The organism is Hyphomonas jannaschiana VP2 (assembly GCF_000685215.1).
GTDB classification, from domain to species: domain Bacteria; phylum Pseudomonadota; class Alphaproteobacteria; order Caulobacterales; family Hyphomonadaceae; genus Hyphomonas; species Hyphomonas jannaschiana.
The window spans coordinates 38,740-59,074 of record NZ_ARYJ01000013.1; the positions used below are offsets into that span (position 1 = coordinate 38,740).

The window sequence follows — 20,335 nt, forward strand, 5'->3', positions numbered from 1 at the left end:
CTTACCAGTCCTCGTCGCGGATTTCGGCCACGCGGCCGGCAAAGGCATAGAAGATCGTCAGCATCGCGCCGGAGACGCCGCACAGCACGCCAAGCTCGATTCCGAGGATACCGATGTGCTGGCCATGATGTTCGCCCGGCGGTTCATGGAACAGGGCCTGGTATTCAAGGTAATGCCCGCCCTGCAGCATCGCCCAGAAACCGACGCCGGCATAAATCATCACACCGACCGCAGCGAGCGAACGTGTGAAGACCGGCGGTACAGCCCGCATTGCCGCCGGCACACCGAAGACAAGCGCATAGAGGATCACGGCAACGGCGATGATCACGCCAGCCTGGAAGCCCCCGCCGGGACCGAAGTCACCGTGGAACTGAACATAAAACGCAAACATCGTGATCACGGGGATCAGCATCTTTGCAATGACGCGCAGGATGACGTGATGATCGGTATTCATGAGGGATCCTCGTCACTGGAAGCCGAGGCCTTGTTCGCTTTGCGCTCGCCGGGGCGGCTCTCATTGCGGATACGCTCGGCCAGAGACCGTTCGCCGAAACCGAGCAGCAAGGCGACGGCCAGACCAGCCGTGAACACAACCGTCGTCTCGCCCAGCGTATCGAAACCACGATAGCTGCCGAGGACGGGGGTCACGACGTTCGGGATACCCGTTTCGAACCAGGCGACCTGCAGATAGGTGAGACCGACACCCGCATTGGCCGGAGAGGACGCATCGCCGAGTGCCGGCAGGTCAACGGTCGCGTAGATAAGTGCCGCGCCGGTCGCCAGACAGACCAGCATCGGACCCAGGCGGAAGAAGAGCTTCTCCGGCTTGGCCGTGCGCGAGGTCAGCAGCATGGCGCCCAGCAGAACGACGGTCGACATGCCAGCGCCGACGGCCGCTTCGGTGAAGGCCACGTCGACCGCATCGACCGCGACATACCAGGCCGCCGAAACGAGCGAATAGATGCCCGACAACATAACAATGGCGAACAGGCTGCGCATCCGGGCGATGGCAACGCCGGTCGCAAACAGGATGGCAAGCAGGAAAATATTGACGAGGACGATGCCGAAATCGCCGTTGAACATCGAATGCATCAGGCGTCTCCCCCGTCCGCTTCAGACGTGCCGACCCGGCCGATGATCGGCTGCACACCCGCGGTATGCGCCGCATTGGCCAGCGCGTGGGATGCGGTCGGGCTTGTCAGGAAGATGAAGACGCAGATGGCGAACAGTTTGGAGATGACCAGCCAGCCTGGCGAAATCAGCATCATGCCGATCAGCACCAGCGCCGCGCCGGACGTATCCGTGATCGAAGCCGCATGGAGCCGTGTGTAGATGTCCGGGAAGCGCAGCACGCCCACGGTGCCGATCAGGCACAGGATGGCACCTCCGAAGCACATCAGGGCGCCCAGCGGGAAACGGACAATCTCCCAGTATCCGAGAATGTCAGAGAAGACCTCAGCCATCGGCATTGCCTCCCTGCCCGCGGCGCACCAGCGGCACCTGGAAAGACCGGTAACGGAAGAATTTCAGGATCGCGATCGTCGAAACGAAGTTGATCAGCGCATAGGTAATGGCGATATCGAGAAACTCGGGCCGGTCCATCACAAAGCCCAGAAGGCCAAGCGCCAGCACGGTCTTCGTGCCGAATGAGTTTACCGCAAGGATGCGGTCGTAAAGCGTGGGTCCGATGAAGGCGCGCAGCAGAAGCAGCGCCATACCGAACAGAATTGCAATCAGCGCGGCGGCAATCATGCAGCAGCCCCCTTTCCATCGATGGCGCGGGCGGAGCGCTGGTCCATTTCAACAAAGGCTTCCGGCTGGGAATCCTGTTCGTAGAGACCGTGGACGAGCAGCTTGTCGCCTTCGATTTCCACCGTAACGGTGCCAGGTGTCAGCGTAATCGAATTGGCGAAGGTCACTTTGGCGAGGTCTGATTTGCAGACCGTTTTGACCTTCACGAGTGCTGGCGCGATGTCGAGATCGGCTTTCACACAGGCGCGGATGACGCTGATGTTCGCTTTGACAATTTCCTTGGCGAGCCAGGGAAAATACAGAAGGAAACCGACCAGCCGCACATAGGGCGAGCCTTCGCGATCGATAATGTCCAGCCGGTAGGCCAGGATACATGTGATGATGAGCGAGATGCCGCCCAATGAGAGTATCAATGGTGTATTATGGCCGGACATTCCGAGCCAGAACGCCGCCAAAGCCACTACCAGCCCCAGAAAATACGCCACGCGCAACCCTCTTCCGATCGCCCTTAACCGGGATTGGGACTAAAGGGCTTAAAGGGTTTTGAAAAGCCCGTTCCCCACCGTTTTACAGTTTTGATCGCTTATCTGCCAAAAACCAGACGCGCTGTGCGTTGTGCCGTTGAGAACTCTGCTTCCTCATTCGCAGGCATCGGCAGAGCTGCACCGCTTTGTACAGCGCCGGGCGAATAGGCTGACGAGAGGGCCCAGTTCCAGTAGCGCAGGATCGTCTGCGCCTTGGCAACACTCAGAATCTCATAAACATCAGAGACATGCTGGAACTGAGGGTGGATAACCCCCTCTTCCAGTTCGAGCGGTTTTTTTAGTGCCACCCAGAGGACGGGCAGGAAATCGCGCTTCACGCCGGTCGCCTTGCACAGCACCGCCAGCGCCTCACCGCCCTCATCGCCCAAAATCTTGGCAGCCGTGACAGGTTTGATACCGGACAGGTAGCCGATCTCCTGTTCGGTCTGGGCATCCATACCATTTACGGCCGCCGCGTTGATGGCGCTTTCCAGGCTATCGAAGGGGCTACGCTCCAGCGCCGCGCGGTTACGCTGACGGCGTTCGATCAGCTGAATGGCCTTCCGGGCAACCGGGTCGGCCCACTGCTCATCCGCCATCATTTCAAAGACATCCTTGCAGGAGTCGATGATTTCGAGCCGGTCAGACGCATAGCGTTGCAGGATACGTTTCCGGGTCGGACCGTCGGCCCACCAGAACAGTGTCAGCGCATGGGACGGGATCGTCTCAAGCCGGTCTGCGATCAGCGGGCACAGGGCCGGAAGGTCACGCGAACGGCGCACCAGCCGGTCCACCGCCTGCTCCGGCAGTTCGGCGCCATTATTCAGCACGAGCTCCTTCAGCACATGGTCTTCGCCAGCTTCGGCGAGATGATGGCTCACCGGCCCCGGGACAATCTTGCGCTTGGCGATCGCCAGCCGGTGCTCCGCTGTTCCGGTCATCGCAATGTCCAGCAGGTCACACGCATCAAAGGCTTCGTTATGTTCCAGCAGAGGCGCGGCAATCGCGTAGGGACATTGCGCCAGATACCGCAGCAGGCGGCGCGGCGCTTCCTTGCTCTGGGCCAGGCGACGGGCACACATCGCACGGTCGTCCGGGTCGGCGTGAAACAGCATGTCGAGCAGGATGTCGGCCGCCATATGGCGATCCTGCTGGGTCAGGCGACCGCCGGAAGGCATCGACACAATGTCCACCAGCCGTCGGAACAACGTGTTCCGGGCGCGCCCGATGCGTGGCTTTTCGGCCTGTTCCATCGATTCCATGTCGAAGTCGTATCCGTTGAACCGTCAAAGGGTCGCAGGAAACAGTTAACGAGGGGTGGAATATCAGCCGCTCCGCTAACCGCGGATACGGCCCGGATGTACCACCATCACAAGCAGGCTGGCGACCAGCATAAGGATCGAGAGCATGAACAGCTGCCCGCCATCTGTGGCTGTATTGGCAGGATCCAGCGAAACCGGGATATTCCGGCCGAGCCAGGGAGACAGGTGAAACCCGATAGCCGCCCCGCAGACCAGCGCCGACAGCGCCGCCCCGAACCGCCGTGAAAACGGCAGAAGCAGGAAGAAAGCCGCCACCAGTTCAATGATCGCAATCACGAACCGGCCGGCCGGCTCGAACAGTGACACGCCTGACCGTTCGGCAATGGTCTGGAACACGATGTTCTGACCCGGCGCATCGAACAGTTTCACAGACCCTTCCGGCGGATCCGGCAAGGGCGCAATTGTGGATTGGATGAACATGGCGATCAGGAACAGCGCGAGCGCCCAGCTGATAAGATGTCTGAATATACGCATGGTCCACCCTGCAAACCGGCAGCTTCCTTAACGCTACCGGTCGGGGCGCCACAGCGCAACTGGGTGAAACCCGGCCTTTCTGTGGCGAAGCGGGCTTTCCTTGTCCGTCCGGCCTACCTAATGTCCCGCTTCACGCGGGAGGCGGAATGGAAGAACCGGTCGAATCCATTGCCGATGAGATCACCGAAGAGGCGGCAGGCGATGTCACCTCTCCGGTCAGCGGTGTCAGTGAAGCGCTGACAGCGGGGGCCTCGCTATTGTCCACGGCCACGCACTGGCGGGCCCGCCGGGTCCGCCGTGTGGTCAAGATCGAACTGCCCGCCTACCTTCTGGTCCAGTGCAGCTGGTTCATGGCCTTTGGCCTGCAGATGGTGCTGTTCCCCTATCTGATCACGGACTCCAACCACCTCCACCGGGATGGCCTGGCGCTCGGCCTCGCCAATATGGCGTTGTCCGGACCATCGGTGATTTTCCTGCTTCTGGGGGGCGTCGTCGCCGAACGGGCAGACGGCAAGCGGCTGCTGATCCTGCTGCACCTGCTGGCGGCGGCCCCGGCGCTCGCGCTGGCCGCCTTTGTCTGGAAGGGCACGCTCACCTACCCCGCCATGATCGCCTATGGCCTGACCATCGGCACGGTTGGGGCCTTCATGATGCCGGCCCGGGACTCCATCGTGAATGAAGTGGTCGAGCGCCGCGCCCGGGTGGGGTCGGGCGTAACCCTGCAGCTGGGTGTGACACTCGCCACAATGGCGCAATTCGTTGCCCAGATCGGCGGCCTGATCATTGGGGGCTACGCCGACAAGCTGACCAAGATGCCCGACTGGATGGGGGGCTTCGGCATAGGACCGATCCCGGCGGAACAACTTCTCTTCATACAGGGCAGCGTTCTGGCTTGCGGCGCCATCTTTGCGCTCTGGCTCGGCAAGGGCCGCCAGCTGCTCTCCAGCGGCCGGGGCGTGAAAAGCGCGCTGGCCGATATTGCCGATGGTTTCCATGCCGTGCGCTCCGACGGAAAGCTCTGGGCGATGACGGCCCTGATGTTTGGCGTCGGCATCTTCGTGATCGGGGCCTTCCTCGTCGTTCTGCCGATCGTGAACCGGGATGTGTACGGCTTCGGACCGGACGGCATCCGGGACATGTTCGTCACCTTCTGGATGGGCGCATTCGTCTCCTCCGTCGTTCTGTCCATTTTCAAGCGCATCAAGCGCCAGGGCCGCTTGCTGCTGATCGCGCAATTCCTTGCCTCGGTCAGCATACTCCTGATGATGTGGCCGATCCCGCACTGGGGCTTCCTGACGATTGTGTTCGTCTGGGGTCTCGCCGCCGGTATTTCCATCGCGATGAGCCGCTCCATCGTGCAGGACGCCGCCCCGAAGGAAAAGCTCGCCCGCGTGCTGTCCATCTACCAGCTGGGCTTCATGGCGGGTGCGCCCTTCGGTGCCTTCCTGATGGGAGCGCTGGTGGACTGGTTCGGCCCGGAAAAGATTGCCATCGTCCCGGCCGGCGGCATGATTACTCTGATCATCTGGATGATCTTCTTCACGCCGGTCTGGAACATGAAAGGGTCCGCCTGGCTGGCCCATCGCGAAAAGGCCTGAAAAGCGCCGTCATTGGCGGGCTGACAATTGGCCTGAAGCCAATTAACCCGTGCAGTCATGTCGTCCCTGCCTCGCGCCACTGTTCACCTGGACAATATCGTCGCCAACTGGCGCACGCTGGCGGCGCTTCACCCGAAAGCGAACACGTCCGCCGTCTTGAAGGCAAATGCCTACGGCCTCGGGACAGAACGCGTTGCGGCCGCACTCGCCTCGGCCGGGTGTGATACTTTCTTCGTGGCCTATCCGGAAGAAGGCGCTGTCGTACGCAAAGCGGTCGGTCCGGATCCCTCGATTTTCATCCTGAATGGGCCTGCCCCGGCGTCGATGCACCTGTTTCACGCGCACAGCCTGATTGCTGTCCTGAACAGCCCGGCACAGATTCGACTCTGGAGCGATGCGGGCAGCTTGCCCTGCGCGTTGCACTTCAATACCGGCATAAATCGTCTCGGCCTGCCCACCAGCATGCCGGAGACCGATGGCGATGCGCTGCGTGCCATGAACCCGGTACTGGTGATGAGCCATCTGGCCTGCGCCGACGAGCCGGACCATGAGCTGAACGCCGCCCAATTGGCAGCATTCCGCAAGATTACCGACGCGTTCCCCGGCGTCCCGGCCAGCCTTGCCAATTCGGCGGGCTGTTATCTCGGCCGCGACTACGGTTTTCAGTTTACCCGCCCCGGCATCGCCCTTTATGGCGGCTCTGTGCCGCCTGCACGCATACAGCTCCGGCATGCGGTGACGCTGGACGCGGAAATTCTCAGCGTCTTTCCAGTAAAAGCCGGAGACCGCGTGGGATATGGCGCCACATTCACTGCGCCGCAGGACATGCTGCTGGCAACCGTCGGCCTCGGTTATGCGGATGGTGTGCTGCGTTCAGCCTCCAATTGCTTTATCGGCTGGCTGGATGGCGTGCCCTGTCCGGTCACCGGGCGGGTTTCGATGGATCTGATCACGATTGATGTGTCAAAGGCACAGCCATCAGCAAAAGCAGGCGTGCGCGTTGAATTCCTCGGCGCGAATGCCAAACTCGAAGACCAGGCCGCGCGGGCGAATACCCTCGGCTATGAATTGCTCACAGGACTCGGGACCCGTGTCGAACGCCTCTACCCGTAAACGCGGGATACCCAATCCGCTGGCCTGGATCGGCGCAGCCGCCCTCGGTCTCTTCGCAGAGATCGGCCGGCTCGCCGTGTTTTCGGCCCGTGTGAAAGCCGCTGCTTTCACACCGCGCTGGTATTTCGGCCAGATCTGGAAGCAGATCATTCAGATCGGGTTTTACTCCCTGCCGGTCGTTGGCCTGTCCGCCATCTTTATCGGCGCGGCCCTCGCCCTGAACATCTATCAGGGTGGCAGCCGGTTCGGCGCCGAGCAATTCGTGCCGAACATCGTCGTCCTCGGCATTACGCGGGAGCTTGGCGCGACGATCACCGCCCTCATGCTGGCCGGACGCGTCTCTGCCGGGATTTCCGCCGAGATCGGCGCCATGCGCGTGACCGAACAGATCGACGCGCTGGAATCCCTGTCCGCCTCGCCTTACCGTTATCTCTATGCCCCGCGCTTCATCGCTGCGCTGATCGCCCTGCCGATGCTTGTGCTTGTGGCCGACATCATCGGCGTCATGGGCGGCTGGGCTGTCTCGGTCTTCGGGCTCGGCTTCGACTCGACAGTCTATCTGCGCAACACGCTGGATTTCGTCACACGCAACGACGTGCTGACCGGCCTCATCAAAGCCGTCGTGTTCGGCGCGGTGATCGCCCTGATGGGCTGCTATCAGGGCGACAAGTCCAAAGCGGGTGCCACCGGCGTCGGCCGCGCGGCCACGCTGTCCATGGTTGGCGCCGCGGTTCTGGTGCTCGCCAGCAACTACATCATGTCGACCCTCTTCGTGGAGTTTGGCCTGTGACGACGCCCATTCTCAGCCTGCAGAATGTCGAAAAGCGTTTCGGCAAGAACCACGTTCTCCGCGGCGTGACGCTGGATGTTGCGCCCGGCGAAAGCCTGGTCGTGATCGGCGGGTCCGGCTCCGGCAAATCGGTGATGCTGAAAAATGCTCTCGGCCTGATGACGCCGGACTCCGGCCAGATCCTGTTCAATGGCGAAGACGTCACACAGTCCCGTGGCAAGACCCGCGCCCGCATGCGCGAACGCGTCGGCATGCTGTTCCAATCAGGCGCGCTCTTCGACTCCCTCACAGTCTGGGAGAATGTCGCTTTCCGTCTTGTGAACTCAGGCATCGTCAACCGGTCCAAGGCAAAGGACCGCGCCATCGAGACCCTCAGCAAGGTCCGCCTCGGCTCGGACGTCGCCGACCTTTACCCGGCAGAAATCTCCGGCGGAATGCAGAAGCGCGTCTCCCTCGCCCGCTCCATCATTTCAAAGCCTGACCTGATCTTTTTCGATGAGCCGACAACGGGCCTCGACCCGATCACGGCGGACGCGATCAATGATCTCATCATCGAACAGGTCCGCGGCCTTGGCGCTGCGACCGTGACCATTACCCACGACATGTCGTCTGCCCGCAAGATTGCCGACGAAGTGGCCATGCTGTTCGAGGGCAAGATCATCTGGCGCGGCAAGGCGTCCGAGGTGGACAGTAGCGGCAATCCCTATGTCGACCAGTTCGTCCACGGACGGGCCGACGGGCCGATCCAGCCCGCACTGTAAGTCTGTCTAATCCGCCTTCACCAGAGGGCACGCGATCCAGTGCGCCTGCTCATTGTCGACGCTGGTGACAAAGTCGCCGCAGGCCTTGCGATCTGCCACCAGCCCCAGCTCACCCCGCAAACGCGAGAAGATGACGGGCAAGGCATCGCTGCCCTCATCCGATCCGACATCCACCATGACAGCAACGAACGGGCCGTTGGAGGTATCGATCCGCTGCCGGACCATCTGCTTCAGCGCCCGTTCGGCCCCATCTGCCCAGCCCTGCGTCTGAGTGAACATGAACGTTGCGGACTCTGGCAGGTAGGCCGCGAGGAAGGAAGATGGATAGGGACCGGTGAAAATCACCTCGGCATTTTGAAAGTCCACAGATGACGGGACCTCGACCTGTATGTATGGCCCCCACATATCCGGCACGGGCAACCGGCGCAGCTGCACCACATTCGCAGAGATCACGCAGACGGCGAGCATCCCGCCGAACCAGCCGAGCGCGCGCCGCGGCTCTCTCAGGGCGGGCCAGATGAGCAGGAGCGTTGCCGCAAATACCAGCGGGCTCACCATCCAGACCGACATGGCATAACGGCCAACCATGAACAGGGGGAACCAGACCGTCAGCGTGGCGAATGCCCCCGCGAAGACGGTCAACAGAGCGCGCGGTGGCACCTCAGCGCCCTGCTCATTGTCCCGATAAGTCCGATAGCCGACCCAACCGAGGATCAGGATCGCGATATAGAAAAAGGCAATCGGCAGGTCCTGCATCCAGGTTGTTCCGAACTCATTGTACGGACGTGAGGCTGCGTTGACAGGATAGAACAGGACATCCCAGATGCTTTGTGCAGGAGTGCGTTCGTCGCGGAAATTTTCCAGCGGGCCGAAGGGGGATCTGAACACGCCATTCGCCATCGGAAAGACTGGATTGCCGACCACGGTCCAGAGTTTCCACATCCACCACCCGCCCGTCAGCAGAATGCCCGAGAGACCCGCCACACCTGCTGCGGCGGCGGCCTGCAGTCTTCCACGCAATCCGGGCACGGCGACAAGAATGGCGGCAGCGATGCCAGCGACATGGATCACCGAGGTCAGTTTCAGCCCGGCCGACAGCCCCACAAGAAAGGCTGCCACGCCTGCCCTTTTCCAGTCTGCCGGCGCGCCATCTTTCGGCACCAGCACGAGCAGAGCCAGAATGAAAAGCCCGGCGCTCCAATGGTCCACCCGGATGCTCGCCGTCACGGTCAGCATGGCGTAGTTGAAAAAGCCCGCCAGGGCGAGCAGCAGCGCGCTGATCCGGTGTTCATGCCCAACCGAGACCAGAACCCGGCGGCAAAGCAGGTAGAGCGGGATCAGGATCGCGGCCTGCAAGGCCCCAAGCAGAAAACTCACAATCGCCGCCGGAAATGTCTCGATCAGCGCCTGCGTGATCATGTGGCTGACGGGATTGAAATAGGAATGCATGCCCGACGGGGCGAGATCGCGTTCCAGCCGTCCGTTCAACGCGGACCAGCCATCCTGGATGTGATAGTGCAGCACATCGAAGCCGACCTCGATCGGCGTCACCACGCAGAACAGCGCCCATCCAAAAACCCACGCCAGCGCCCAGCGCAGCGCCCACCGGTCCAGCGATGTCTCAAGCATTGCCATTCAAAGGCCCCCGGTCGCCGGACCACCCATAAGACGCAAGCGCCAAGGAACCGTAAACCATGCGGCTTGCCCGGCTTGTATATTGTCTTCAAAAGGCCCGCATGGACGATAAGAAGCTCTCAAAACGCCTGAGCCTGATCCTCCGGCACCAGCCGGAAAAGGCCGGTCTTGTGCTCGGCGATGGTGGTTGGGTCGGCGTTGAAGCCCTTCTGGCTGGACTGGAGTCGATTGGCTGGGGCATGTCGGTGGAAGATCTGCACCGCATTGTCGAAACCAATGACAAGAAGCGGTTCTCCCTCTCGGAAGATCAACAGATGATCCGCGCCGCGCAAGGACATTCGGTGGAGATTGTGAGCGACCTTGAGCCGGTCACACCACCGGAATTCCTGTTTCACGGCACGGCGACGCGTTTCCTTGATGCAATCCTTGTGGATGGGCTGAAGGCCATGTCGCGCCAACACGTCCACCTCTCCGCCGATCGGGAGACCGCCACCAAGGTCGGGCAACGCCATGGCCGGCCGGTTGTTCTCACCGTTGCGGCAGGTCGCATGCATGCGGATGGCCAGGCCTTCTTCCAGGCGGATAATGGCGTCTGGCTGACAGCGCACGTTCCGGCCGCCTACCTGTCGCAACCATCTGATCCCTGAACTGGCTGAGGCCAAAATCCGTCGCATTCCCTGCCGAAACTGCCTCTTTCTCATGTTCGCGAAGCCCGTTAGGTCAATGGAATGGCCAAAACTGCGACCACCGCCTTTGTCTGCCAGTCTTGTGGCGAAGTGCACTCCAAATGGAGCGGCAAGTGTAATGGCTGCGGGGAATGGAACACGCTGGTCGAGGAAGTCACCGGCGGTGTTCCCGGCGGTCTCGCGGCGCCGAAGACGGGCTCCAAACGGTCCGGCAAGGCGGAGTTTGTGGCGCTGAATGACACGGCCGAGGCGCCGGCGCGGATCGTGATGGGGGTCAATGAGCTGGACCGTGTGTTCGGCGGCGGCATTGTCCCCTCTTCCGCAACGCTGATCGGGGGTGATCCCGGAATCGGCAAATCGACGCTGTTGCTGCAGGTTGCGGCGCGCCTTGCCCGTAACGGGCTGAAGACGGTGTACGTCTCCGGCGAGGAAGCGGCCCCTCAGATTCAGGACCGCGCCAAGCGTCTCAAAGTGGCCGAAAGCCCTGTCCAGCTCGCAACCGAAACGGACTTACGCAAGATTATAAGCGCACTAAAGGCGGCTGAACCGGACTTTGTCGTGATTGACTCGATCCAGACGCTCTGGTCCGACAGCCTGGAAGCGGCCCCCGGCTCTGTCGCCCAGGTCCGGGCCTGTGCACAGGAGCTGACCCGCTGGGCGAAGAAGTCCGGCGCGGCGCTCGTCCTGGTCGGCCATGTCACCAAGGAAGGCACGATCGCCGGCCCGCGCGTGGTGGAGCATATGGTGGACGCCGTCTTCTATTTCGAAGGCGAGCGCGGCCATCAGTTCCGCATCCTGCGTGCGGTGAAGAACCGGTTCGGGCCGACCGACGAGATCGGCATCTTCGAGATGCACCAGTACGGCCTCGCCCCGGCGAAGGAGCCGTCGGCCCTGTTCCTCAGCGCGGATGGCGAAAGCGAAGGCGGCGCAGCGGTGTTTGCGGCCATGGAAGGCTCCCGCCCCGTACTGGCAGAAGTTCAGGCCCTCGTTGCCAAGAGTGCCTATGGTACGCCCCGGCGCAGTGTCGTCGGCTGGGATTCCGGCCGCCTCGCCATGCTGCTCGCCGTGCTGGAAGCGCGATGCGGCATCACGCTGGCGGGGATGGACGTCTATCTCTCCGTCGCCGGAGGTTACAAGATTATGGAACCCGCCGGCGACCTCTCCGCGGCGGCCGCCCTGCTCACTTCGCTCTCGGCCAACCCAGCTCCGGAACGCAGCGTGTTCTTCGGCGAAGTGGCCCTGTCCGGCGCGGTGCGTCCGGTCAGCCGTATGGAGCAGCGCCTGAAAGAAGCGGAACGATTGGGCTTCGAGCGCGCTTTTGTCCCTGAAGGCGCACCGACCGCAGTGGATGGCTTGACCGTGACGCCGATTAAACGGCTTATCGACCTTGTGGAGTTGCTTGCCCCGGACGCACTGAATGCTTGAGTCCATTACAGCTTTCGACGGAATCGCGCTGGCGGTTGTCGTGATCTCAGGGATCATGGGATTTGCCCGTGGGTTTCTCAGGGAACTGGCCACGCTCGGCGCCTTCATCGGCGCGCTGGCCGCCGCCTACTATGCCCGCGTCTTCTTCCACGATGATCTCTCTGCCCTGCTGCCGCCGAATCTGGCGCCCTGGACGGCAGACGTGATTCTGCTGATCGTCGCCTTCATCATCGTTTATGTGCTGATCGCCTGGCTCGGACAGCGGCTTTCGAAAAATATCCATGGTGCCGAAGGCATCGGCATGTTCGATCATGTGGCCGGCGCCGTGTTCGGCGTGCTGCGCGGCTTCGTAGCCCTTGTTTTCTTTGTAGTCCTTCTGGGGCTCGTCCTCGAACAGAACCGGATTCCGAGCTTCATTCAGAACGGAATCACCTATCCTCCGCTGCGCGATCTGGCTGATTTCGTGAACGTCGAAGCGGCCAAGGTGGGAAAAGAGGTGCAAGCCCCCCTTTCCTCGGCGGAGGAAAACGGGCAATAGGCCCCTGTCGCAAGTCTGTCATCCAGGAGGCGCTGTCGTATGGTCCATTTTGATCACGATGACGACAAGCCCCGCGAAGAGTGTGGCGTCTTTGGTATCTTCGGAAACCACGAGGCGAGCCTGCTCACCGCTCTGGGCCTTCACGCCCTTCAGCACCGGGGACAGGAAGCCTGCGGCATCACCTCCTTCGACGGCAAGCGTTTCCCCTCCGAGCGCCATATGGGCATGGTTGGCGAGCATTTCGGCGGTGACCTGCGCACCCGCCTGCCCGGACATGCCGCGATCGGCCACAACCGCTACTCCACGCAGGGCCGGCCGATGCTTCGCAACATCCAGCCGATCTTTGCGGACCTTGCCGGCGGCGGCTTTGCCGTTGCCCACAATGGCAACCTGACCAATGCCCGAAAGCTGCGCCACGACCTGGTGCGCGACGGCGCGATCTTCCAGTCGACCATGGACACCGAGGTGATCCTTCACCTCGTCGCCCGGTCCAGCCGTCCGCGTTTCCTGGAGCGCCTGATCGATGCGCTGCAGAAGATTGAAGGCGGTTACGCCCTGGTCGGCCTGACCGGCAAGAAACTGATCGGCGCGCGTGACCCGGTAGGCCTGCGTCCGCTGGTGCTCGGCCGTCTGGGCGATGCATTTGTGCTGGCGTCAGAAACCTGCGCGCTCGACATTATCGGCGCCGAGTTCGTGCGCGAAGTCGAGAATGGCGAGATTGTCGTCATTTCCGACAAGGGCATTGAGTCCCATCGCTTTACACAGGCCCGCCCGGCGAGCCCCTGCATCTTCGAATATGTCTACTTTGCGCGCCCTGACAGTATTGTTCAGGGCCGCTCTGTTTATGAGGTCCGCCGCCGCATGGGCCACCAGCTGGCCGCGGAAACCATGGCGGACGCAGACGTCGTCGTACCAGTGCCGGATTCCGGCGTGCCAGCCGCGCTCGGCTTCTCCGAGCAGTCGGGCATCCCCTTCCAGATGGGCATCATCCGGAACCACTATGTGGGCCGGACCTTTATCCAGCCGACGCAGGTCGGCCGGCAGAGCGCCATTTCCAAGAAGCACAGCCCGAACAAGGCGGTGCTGGAAGGCAAGCGCGTCGTGCTGGTGGACGACTCCATCGTGCGCGGCAACACGTCGAAGAAGATCGTCCAGATGGTGAAGGATGCCGGCGCGAAGGAAGTGCACTTCCGCTCCGCCAGCCCGCCCATCGTGAACCCGGATTTCTATGGCATCGACATGGCCGCAAAATCCGAACTGTTCGCCGCCATTCACACGCATGAAGAAATGGTGCGTGAGCTGAAGGTGGACTCGCTCGGCTTCCTTTCGGTTCCGGGCCTCTACAAGGCCATCGGCGAACCTGTGCGCAACAATATGATGCCGCAATTCTCCGACCATTGCTTCACCGGCGAATACCCGACCCCGCTGGTCGACTATGAGAGCGACGAGAGCGACAAGGAGCGTCAGCTCTCCCTGCTGGACGACGCGTAAGGCCTGCGCTAGACGCGCGGCATGACCCAGCCTCGTCTCATCCTCGTCACCGGCGCCTCCCGCGGCATCGGCCGGTCCGCCGCCCTTCACCTTGCGAAACAGGGTGATGTGGTCATTGCCATCGCCCGGTCGAAACTGGCCCTTGAAAAGCTGGACGACGAAATCCGCGCCGCCGGCAGCGAGGCCGTTCTGGTTCCGATGGACCTGAAGGACACCAAAGGCATCGAGACACTTGGCAAGGTGATTGGCGAACAGTTCGGCCGCCTCGATGGTCTGGTCGCGAATGCCGGCATTCTCGGCACGCTGGGGCCGCTGGAAACCTGCGGTCCGCGCAGCTTCGAGGAAACCATCGCGGTAAACCTGACCGCCAATTTCCATCTGATCCGCAGCCTTGGCCCTTGGCTGCACCAATCGGATGCCCCGCGCACCGTATTCGTCACCTCCGGCGTGGCCCGCCACCCGCGTGCCTTCTGGGGGCCTTACCAGGCCGCGAAGGCCGGGCTGGAAGCCATGGTGCTCGGCTGGGCAGACGAGCAGGAGAACCTGTCCCTGCGGGCAAACCTGTTCAATCCGGGCGGCACCCGCACCGGCATGCGCGCCGAAGCCATGCCGGGTGAAGATCCGATGACCATTCCGTCACCGGACGAAGTTGCCGCGGAACTGGTGAAACTGGTCAGCAAGGACGAGACGCGCACAGGGCAGCTGATCAATTATCGCGACATCGCCGCTGTCCATTAATGGCTGGTGCGCCGATCGTCCGGTCCGCCACGCGCGAAGACCTGCCGCTCCTGAAAGAATTCGAACAGGGCATCATCACGGCGGAGCGGCCCTATGACCATACGCTGAAGCCGGATCCGATCAGCTATTACGACATCGGTGAACTGATCGATTCCGACGAAGCGGAAGTTGCCGTCGTGGAGCTGGACGGCGAAGTCGTTGCCTCAGGCTACGCCCACAAGCAGCGCTCGAAACACTATATCCGGCATGAGTGGCACGCCTTCCTGGGCTTCATGTTCGTGCGCCCGGACTATCGCGGGCGGGGCCTCAACAAGGTGCTGATCGACTATCTGACCGGTTGGGCGAAGGCGAATGGCCTGAGCGAGCTCCGGCTGACCGTTTACTCCACGAATGAGCCCGCGATCCGCGCCTATGAGAAAGCGGGCTTTGCGCCCTACATCACAGAGATGCGTCTGAACCTGGACGAGTAGTCTCGCATTTGCGTTCTTCCTCGCGCACCGCTTCCCACCGCTTGCGCAGGCGTGCGACCCGTTCCGGGAAACGCGCGTCCAGCATCTCGACCTGTTTCACCCGGTCGGTGCGGAAGTGGCGGAAGCCCTCCCGTAACTCACACCAGGCGCACATCATGCGGATATGATCGGCATAGACGATCAGGAAGGGCCAGACCGTGCGGCGCGTGACATTGCCCGCCTCATCGGCATAGCCGAGATCCAGCTTCTTCTGTGTCCGGATGGCCTCTCGCACGAGCGCGACATCGAAGGAGTCCTCCGGCCGCTTGCGGAAACTGACCGGTACCAGCCCCGCATCCATGATCACGGGCTGAAGCTCCAGCGGCACGGCCGTCGATAGCTTCGCGATCAGGTCCTCCGCCCCGCGCACCAGCCGGGCGTCACCACGCGCTGCCACCCAGCGTGCGCCCAACACGGCGGCTTCGAGCTCATCCGTCGTCAGCATCAGTGGCGGCATGTCGTAGCGCGCGTCGAGCACATAGCCCGTGCCCGCCTCCCCCCGTATCGGCACGCGCTGGGCGATCAGCTCCGCCATGTCGCGGTAGAGCGTGCGCAGGCTCGTTTCCAGTTCCTCCGCCAGCTCGCGCCCGGTCACCGGACGGTTCTTGCGGCGCAGGATCTGGATGATCTGGAACAGTCTTTCGGTACGTCTCATGAAATGGACCCTACTGCCACGCTGCTGACACCATGCTGTCAGCAGGCCGTCGCTATCAAGTCTTCATCGCAACCCGAACCAGGAGAAAGACGATGATCACGTTCTACGGATGGGGCCCCATGTTCGGCTGCCCTTCGCCCAGTCCCTTTGTCATGAAAGCCGACATCCAGCTGCAGATGCTGGGCGTCGACTTCACCCGCGCCATCGCGGATCTCGACGCCGTGCCGAAGCACAAGGCACCTTATGTCATCGATGACGGCCAGCTGATCGAAGACAGCAATTTCATCCGGCACCATTACGAAGCCAAGCTCGGCAAAGACCTCTATGACGGGATGACCAGCAAGGACATCGCCCTCAGCTGGGCGCTGGAGCGGATGGCCGAGGGCCAACTGGCGAAGATCATGGCCTATGAGCGGTGGATGAAGGACGAAAATTTCAACAAGGGTCCGGCGCAGTTCTTTTCCGATGTTCCGGAGCCTGCCCGCCCCACCGTGCTGAAGGAGGTGCGCGAAGGCGTCGCCGCAACACATATGGGCGAAGGCACAGGCCGCTTTACCGAAGCCGAACGCATGCAGCTGGCCGACTGGGACATCAGCACAATCTCCATGCAGCTCGGCGATCAGGACTACCTGCTGGGCGATAAGCCCACCTGCGCCGATGCGGCCGTGGCTGCTGTGCTGATCTCCTGCGCCACGGAATTCTTCGACACGCCTCTGACGGGTCTGATCCGGAAGCACGCCAACCTGCCCGCCTATATCGACCGGATGAAAGCGCACTACTTCGCCCATGTGACCTGGCCGGAATGGCCCGAGCTGAAACAGCAACCAGTCTGATCCAAGCCCTGACTTCACTCACCTAAGCAGACGAGGATACGGCAGTGGACTCCTAATCCTTAACCGCTTCCGCGACAGATCTACACTTGCCTGTTCGTGGACGGCAAACTCACCTGTTCCCGCAATACGCACTGGTACTCACTGGACCATCGTTTCCTAGGCTTGTTCGGCCTTGAGGGTAAGGACCCGCCTAAACCTACGGGTCGTGGACAGTGGAAGCATCGTCGCCATTTCGGAAAGCTTCGGCGACGAAGCCTTCAGGGCAAAGCTGGAAAACCAAACAAAAAGATCATGTCCGCCCGCTGTGTTTTTCTGGGCGCTGGCGCGTTATTCCGTCTGGGTCCCAGGACATCCATGAAACAACTCTCTCCGAAAAGTAGCGGCCATATATTGTTAAGACCCCGAAACCATGATAATTCGACCTTGGGTTGTTGTTCTGGGATGGGATGTTATGAGAGCTTTGTTCCTTCCATTTTTGTTACTCTCGATCGCGTCCTGCACGTCGTTATTCAACATTGATAGCACAGTCGTGAATACACCGCTTCATGATGACACCCGGGTATTCTACATTCAGGCGGGGGAATTTAAGAGCGAGCACGGTAACGTCTTCGACCTCGTCCGACCATTCCAGCAGGTACCTAAAGGTGATCAGACACTGGTACAGAATGGAGACCCTGTATCGATTGTAGTCAATCGCGTGGTTCTGCCCAGACACCTCTTTAATACCGGACTGGAGGATGACCGCGATTCTAAAACATATGATATCGCCGTGGTGCTCGATGTAGCGGCAACGGCGGGCGAAGACGAAAAATCGATTGCGGTGTTCTACCAGCGTGGCGTGAAAGCCAATACAGCCCTGTCGTTTGCCGACTTGCTTGTGTACAGTCAAGACAATTGGGACAACCGGGTCCCCCCTTACTTCCGCATCCGGATATTCAGCGTCGCATCGGAACGAAATGAACGGACACGCGAGCTACTTGATCAGATTTCGGGTCAATTTGGAACACTTTCCAACATCGTCAGCGCCCCCTATGCGGAGCCGTTTCTACAAGTCGCCTCGCGAGCCGCAGAATTGGTCACGCAAGGTGACAATGAAATGTTGGTCGACTTCCAGTTCCAGCTCTATTCGAGCGCTCAGACGTCCGAGAGCGGAGGAATGCCTCTGGGGCGCTTTAGAAAGGGGGGCATGATTATTGCTGGCGTCCCCAGATCCGAGCAAAGACAGTATTGGACCGGAAAGTCATTTCAATACGATCTAGAGGGGGAGCAGGTACTGCTCGCCGGTGATAGCAGGCCAACGCCAGTGGACCTGCCATTTTTGGTTGCGACAGTCATCACCACAGATACAATCGTACCAAACATTGTTAAGCGTAGATCGGCTGAAATCTTTGAGATCCTGCGGGATGACGAAGCACTGCGATACGACTTTGAGAAGGTTAGCACGTCTTTACAAAGGCTGGGGGTCGCGGTGGATGCGCTTAAAGCGCGAGAAGAATTCGCCACCAACCCAACGACCGGCAATCTTTCAGATTACATCGAAAAAGTTGCTTCTTCGGAAGCAGGCGACGAGCCTGGACAAATATCGCTGTCTCTGCAGAACTGGCTACTTGCGACTATTCGTGCATCCACCGGCGTACGTTTGTCGGATGCTGAGGACTATCAGGTCTGGATGGACAAGTGTGCCTCGCAATATGACTTCAACCCGGAACTAAGGCGCTTTGTCCCCCGCGATGACACGCCCGAGGCCTGCAAAACGGGAGCCATAGTCAACGACGATGGCACATCGGGTAACTCGGACACTCCGGCAGACACGCCTGTCGATTTCGATGGCAACCAACAAGATGACGCCGACGGCTCAGATGGCCAATAGCGCCTTTTGGCAAAGCAGTTGGGAGAGAATTCGATGGACAACGTAAAGACGATTGCGCAGATTTTGATATCTATCACGGCATTGCATGGTTGTGAAGCTATCACGGGCTTTCATGGTGAAGAGGGCAATATGACTCCTCGAAAAGTCTGGGCCGACAAAGGTTATTCCAGCACCATTCATTACGCTCTCGCTGATGAGGTAGTGTACGACCCTGACGATTTTGCCGCAACACTCGCAATGATGGACCTTGGGGACGGCGCCTATGTGTACGTTCTTCGGTCCGCGACACTGACTGTTTCATTCCCGGAAGATGAGGAAGAAATCGATGGATGGCTGGAGTTTCGTTCCGGTACAGATGGTCAGATATATGTGCGCTGGACGGGAATAGAGGCGCGAAAGCCAGCAATATCTAATACTCTGTCAGCAACCCAAGCCCGCAGGATATTCAAAAGGGCGAGTCGAGTTCTGCAAGAGGATTCGGCGAAGGCGCACCAAGAGTTGACCAGTCCAGAATAAGCTGACCGCCGTTCATTGCTTTGAACCCGCTCACGCTCGGAAATGCTTCGACAGCTTCAGGCCCTGGCCCTGATAGTTGGAGCCCTTGCCGCCATAGAGCGCGGCCGGCTTGCCCAGCATCGGCTCGTAGATCAGTTTCGCAACCGGCTGGCCATGCTCCAGAATGAACGGCACATCGCGCGATCGCACTTCCAGCACGGCGCGGCTGCCACCCGTATTGGTCCCGAAGCCCGGATCGAAAAAGCCGGCATAATGCGCGCGGAACTCGCCCAGCTCCGGCGCGATGGGTGCCATCTCTGCCGCCTCGTTCGGACCGACTTTCACCGTCTCGCGTGAGACGAGAATGTAGAACTCTTCCGGGTTCAGCACGATCCGCCCGTCACGCGGATAGACCGGTTCCCAGAACTGGGCCGCGTCATGCGCGCCGAGCCCGCGCAGGTCGACCACACCGGAATGGTGCTTTGCCCGGTATCCCGCAGGCTGGCCTGCTGGCGGCTCCAGGTCGATCGAAACGACTTTCTCCTTCAGAGCGTCCGGCCGCTTCTTCTTGAACCGGATCTGCGCAAGGCGGTCGCCGGGGCGCACCATGATCGGGAAGGTCCGGGGCGACACTTCAAGATAAAGCGGGCCGGAATAACCGGTCGGCACTTCGTCAAAGGCGCGCGACCGATTCGTTACCAGACGCGTGAACACATCGATCCGGCCGGTTGAGCTTTTCGGGTTCGCCCGCGCGGCAATGCCGGCCGGCAAGCGGAGATGTTCCTGCAGAGGCACGAGGTAGACACAGCCGGTCTCCAGCACCGCGCCTTCCTGCGTCAGGTCGATCCGGTGCAGGTGAATGCCCGGCTCCTGCAGCATCTCGGCGACCGTACGTTCCTTGCCGGGCAGGAAGCTCGCGCGCAGGCGATACGCGTCTTCCGCCAAGCGCAGGTCGAGGCTGGCCGGCTGCACCTGTCCCTCGTCCAGCGGCGTGTCTGTGCGGATGGCGCCGGAAGCCACCAGCGCCTCGATTTCCCGGTCGGGAAGAACACCTGTATCCTGTGCCATCTCTTGCACCCCTCGCCCTCTCAGGCATAAGGGCGAAACACGGAAACACAAGGAATAA

Annotated in this window: 23 protein-coding genes; 13 read left to right on the forward strand and 10 right to left on the reverse strand. The window is 61.0% G+C overall.

Features of this window, described 5'->3' with window-relative positions:
• Window position 1 precedes the first annotated feature (1 nt).
• From HJA_RS18785 to HJA_RS15485, 7 genes are all read right to left on the reverse strand, one after another.
• Complete coding sequence (locus HJA_RS18785; protein ID WP_034764266.1) at window positions 2-454, reverse strand: Na(+)/H(+) antiporter subunit B; 453 nt, start codon at window positions 452-454, stop codon at window positions 2-4.
• The gene (locus HJA_RS18790; protein ID WP_051597771.1) at window positions 451-1,092 is read right to left on the reverse strand and encodes a DUF4040 domain-containing protein; all 642 of its coding nucleotides are present in this window, start codon (window positions 1,090-1,092) and stop codon (window positions 451-453) included. Before HJA_RS18790 ends, HJA_RS18785 begins: the two co-directional genes overlap by 4 nt.
• Entirely contained in the window at window positions 1,092-1,463 is a 372-nt protein-coding gene (gene mnhG / locus HJA_RS15465) for a monovalent cation/H(+) antiporter subunit G (RefSeq protein ID WP_035583942.1), read from the reverse strand. Before mnhG ends, HJA_RS18790 begins: the two co-directional genes overlap by 1 nt.
• Entirely contained in the window at window positions 1,456-1,752 is a 297-nt protein-coding gene (locus HJA_RS15470; protein ID WP_035583873.1) for an MrpF/PhaF family protein, read from the reverse strand. The genes mnhG and HJA_RS15470 overlap by 8 nt, the downstream gene beginning before the upstream one ends.
• Window positions 1,749-2,237, reverse strand: a complete 489-nt coding sequence (locus tag HJA_RS15475) for a Na+/H+ antiporter subunit E (RefSeq protein ID WP_035583943.1) — start codon at window positions 2,235-2,237, stop codon at window positions 1,749-1,751. The genes HJA_RS15470 and HJA_RS15475 overlap by 4 nt, the downstream gene beginning before the upstream one ends.
• A gap of 98 nt (window positions 2,238-2,335) precedes the next feature.
• Window positions 2,336-3,538, reverse strand: a complete 1,203-nt coding sequence (locus HJA_RS15480; RefSeq protein ID WP_241764384.1) for a DUF2336 domain-containing protein — start codon at window positions 3,536-3,538, stop codon at window positions 2,336-2,338.
• A 75-nt stretch (window positions 3,539-3,613) separates the two neighbouring features.
• The gene (locus HJA_RS15485) at window positions 3,614-4,072 is read right to left on the reverse strand and encodes a hypothetical protein (protein WP_035583875.1); all 459 of its coding nucleotides are present in this window, start codon (window positions 4,070-4,072) and stop codon (window positions 3,614-3,616) included.
• 146 nt (window positions 4,073-4,218) lie between these two features.
• Between HJA_RS15485 and HJA_RS15490 the strand changes: the two genes are divergently transcribed.
• Genes HJA_RS15490 through HJA_RS15505 form a run of 4 tightly spaced genes read left to right on the forward strand, consistent with a single transcriptional unit; the run spans window position 4,219 to window position 8,334 of the window.
• Window positions 4,219-5,670, forward strand: coding sequence for an MFS transporter (locus HJA_RS15490; protein ID WP_035583877.1), 1,452 nt, complete (start codon window positions 4,219-4,221; stop codon window positions 5,668-5,670).
• Between the two features lie 57 nt (window positions 5,671-5,727).
• The gene (gene alr / locus HJA_RS15495; protein WP_035583879.1) at window positions 5,728-6,783 is read left to right on the forward strand and encodes an alanine racemase; all 1,056 of its coding nucleotides are present in this window, start codon (window positions 5,728-5,730) and stop codon (window positions 6,781-6,783) included.
• Window positions 6,761-7,573, forward strand: coding sequence for an MlaE family ABC transporter permease (locus HJA_RS15500; RefSeq protein WP_035583880.1), 813 nt, complete (start codon window positions 6,761-6,763; stop codon window positions 7,571-7,573). The genes alr and HJA_RS15500 overlap by 23 nt, the downstream gene beginning before the upstream one ends.
• Entirely contained in the window at window positions 7,570-8,334 is a 765-nt protein-coding gene (locus HJA_RS15505) for an ABC transporter ATP-binding protein (RefSeq protein WP_035583882.1), read from the forward strand. Before HJA_RS15500 ends, HJA_RS15505 begins: the two co-directional genes overlap by 4 nt.
• Before the next feature lie 6 nt (window positions 8,335-8,340).
• Here HJA_RS15505 and HJA_RS15510 read toward each other — a convergent pair whose 3' ends face one another.
• Window positions 8,341-9,969, reverse strand: coding sequence for a hypothetical protein (locus HJA_RS15510; RefSeq protein WP_035583884.1), 1,629 nt, complete (start codon window positions 9,967-9,969; stop codon window positions 8,341-8,343).
• A 101-nt stretch (window positions 9,970-10,070) separates the two neighbouring features.
• Here HJA_RS15510 and HJA_RS15515 point away from each other — a divergent pair, with 101 nt between their 5' ends.
• The 6 genes from HJA_RS15515 to HJA_RS15540 all read left to right on the forward strand — a co-directional run bounded on the left by HJA_RS15515 (window position 10,071) and on the right by HJA_RS15540 (window position 15,317).
• Window positions 10,071-10,616 (forward strand): RNA 2'-phosphotransferase, encoded by a 546-nt coding sequence (locus HJA_RS15515; protein WP_035583886.1) that lies wholly within the window; start codon window positions 10,071-10,073, stop codon window positions 10,614-10,616.
• A gap of 81 nt (window positions 10,617-10,697) precedes the next feature.
• The gene (radA, locus tag HJA_RS15520) at window positions 10,698-12,080 is read left to right on the forward strand and encodes a DNA repair protein RadA (RefSeq protein WP_035583888.1); all 1,383 of its coding nucleotides are present in this window, start codon (window positions 10,698-10,700) and stop codon (window positions 12,078-12,080) included.
• The gene (locus tag HJA_RS15525; RefSeq protein ID WP_035583890.1) at window positions 12,073-12,618 is read left to right on the forward strand and encodes a CvpA family protein; all 546 of its coding nucleotides are present in this window, start codon (window positions 12,073-12,075) and stop codon (window positions 12,616-12,618) included. Before radA ends, HJA_RS15525 begins: the two co-directional genes overlap by 8 nt.
• Window positions 12,619-12,657: 39 nt before the next feature.
• The gene (gene purF, locus HJA_RS15530) at window positions 12,658-14,109 is read left to right on the forward strand and encodes an amidophosphoribosyltransferase (protein WP_035583892.1); all 1,452 of its coding nucleotides are present in this window, start codon (window positions 12,658-12,660) and stop codon (window positions 14,107-14,109) included.
• 21 nt (window positions 14,110-14,130) lie between these two features.
• On the forward strand, window positions 14,131-14,847 hold the full coding sequence (locus HJA_RS15535; protein ID WP_035583894.1) for an SDR family NAD(P)-dependent oxidoreductase: 717 nt from the start codon (window positions 14,131-14,133) through the stop codon (window positions 14,845-14,847).
• Window positions 14,847-15,317, forward strand: a complete 471-nt coding sequence (locus HJA_RS15540) for a GNAT family N-acetyltransferase (RefSeq protein WP_035583896.1) — start codon at window positions 14,847-14,849, stop codon at window positions 15,315-15,317. Before HJA_RS15535 ends, HJA_RS15540 begins: the two co-directional genes overlap by 1 nt.
• Here the strand turns inward: HJA_RS15540 and HJA_RS15545 are convergent.
• Window positions 15,286-16,011, reverse strand: a complete 726-nt coding sequence (locus HJA_RS15545; RefSeq protein ID WP_035583898.1) for a helix-turn-helix transcriptional regulator — start codon at window positions 16,009-16,011, stop codon at window positions 15,286-15,288. The genes HJA_RS15540 and HJA_RS15545 overlap by 32 nt on opposite strands.
• Before the next feature lie 92 nt (window positions 16,012-16,103).
• On the opposite strand from HJA_RS15545, the gene HJA_RS15550 reads away from it, so the two are divergent.
• The 3 genes from HJA_RS15550 to HJA_RS15560 all read left to right on the forward strand — a co-directional run bounded on the left by HJA_RS15550 (window position 16,104) and on the right by HJA_RS15560 (window position 19,230).
• A complete protein-coding gene (locus HJA_RS15550) occupies window positions 16,104-16,844 on the forward strand; it encodes a glutathione S-transferase family protein (protein ID WP_051597772.1) in 741 nt (246 codons plus the stop codon).
• A 451-nt stretch (window positions 16,845-17,295) separates the two neighbouring features.
• The gene (locus HJA_RS15555) at window positions 17,296-18,714 is read left to right on the forward strand and encodes a hypothetical protein (RefSeq protein WP_155840049.1); all 1,419 of its coding nucleotides are present in this window, start codon (window positions 17,296-17,298) and stop codon (window positions 18,712-18,714) included.
• Between the two features lie 33 nt (window positions 18,715-18,747).
• Complete coding sequence (locus tag HJA_RS15560; RefSeq protein WP_035583901.1) at window positions 18,748-19,230, forward strand: hypothetical protein; 483 nt, start codon at window positions 18,748-18,750, stop codon at window positions 19,228-19,230.
• Window positions 19,231-19,260: 30 nt separating this feature from the next.
• Here the strand turns inward: HJA_RS15560 and HJA_RS15565 are convergent, their stop codons facing one another.
• Window positions 19,261-20,277: a 2'-deoxycytidine 5'-triphosphate deaminase gene (locus HJA_RS15565; protein WP_035583903.1), complete on the reverse strand. Its 1,017-nt coding sequence runs from the start codon at window positions 20,275-20,277 to the stop codon at window positions 19,261-19,263.
• Window positions 20,278-20,335: the final 58 nt, after the last annotated feature.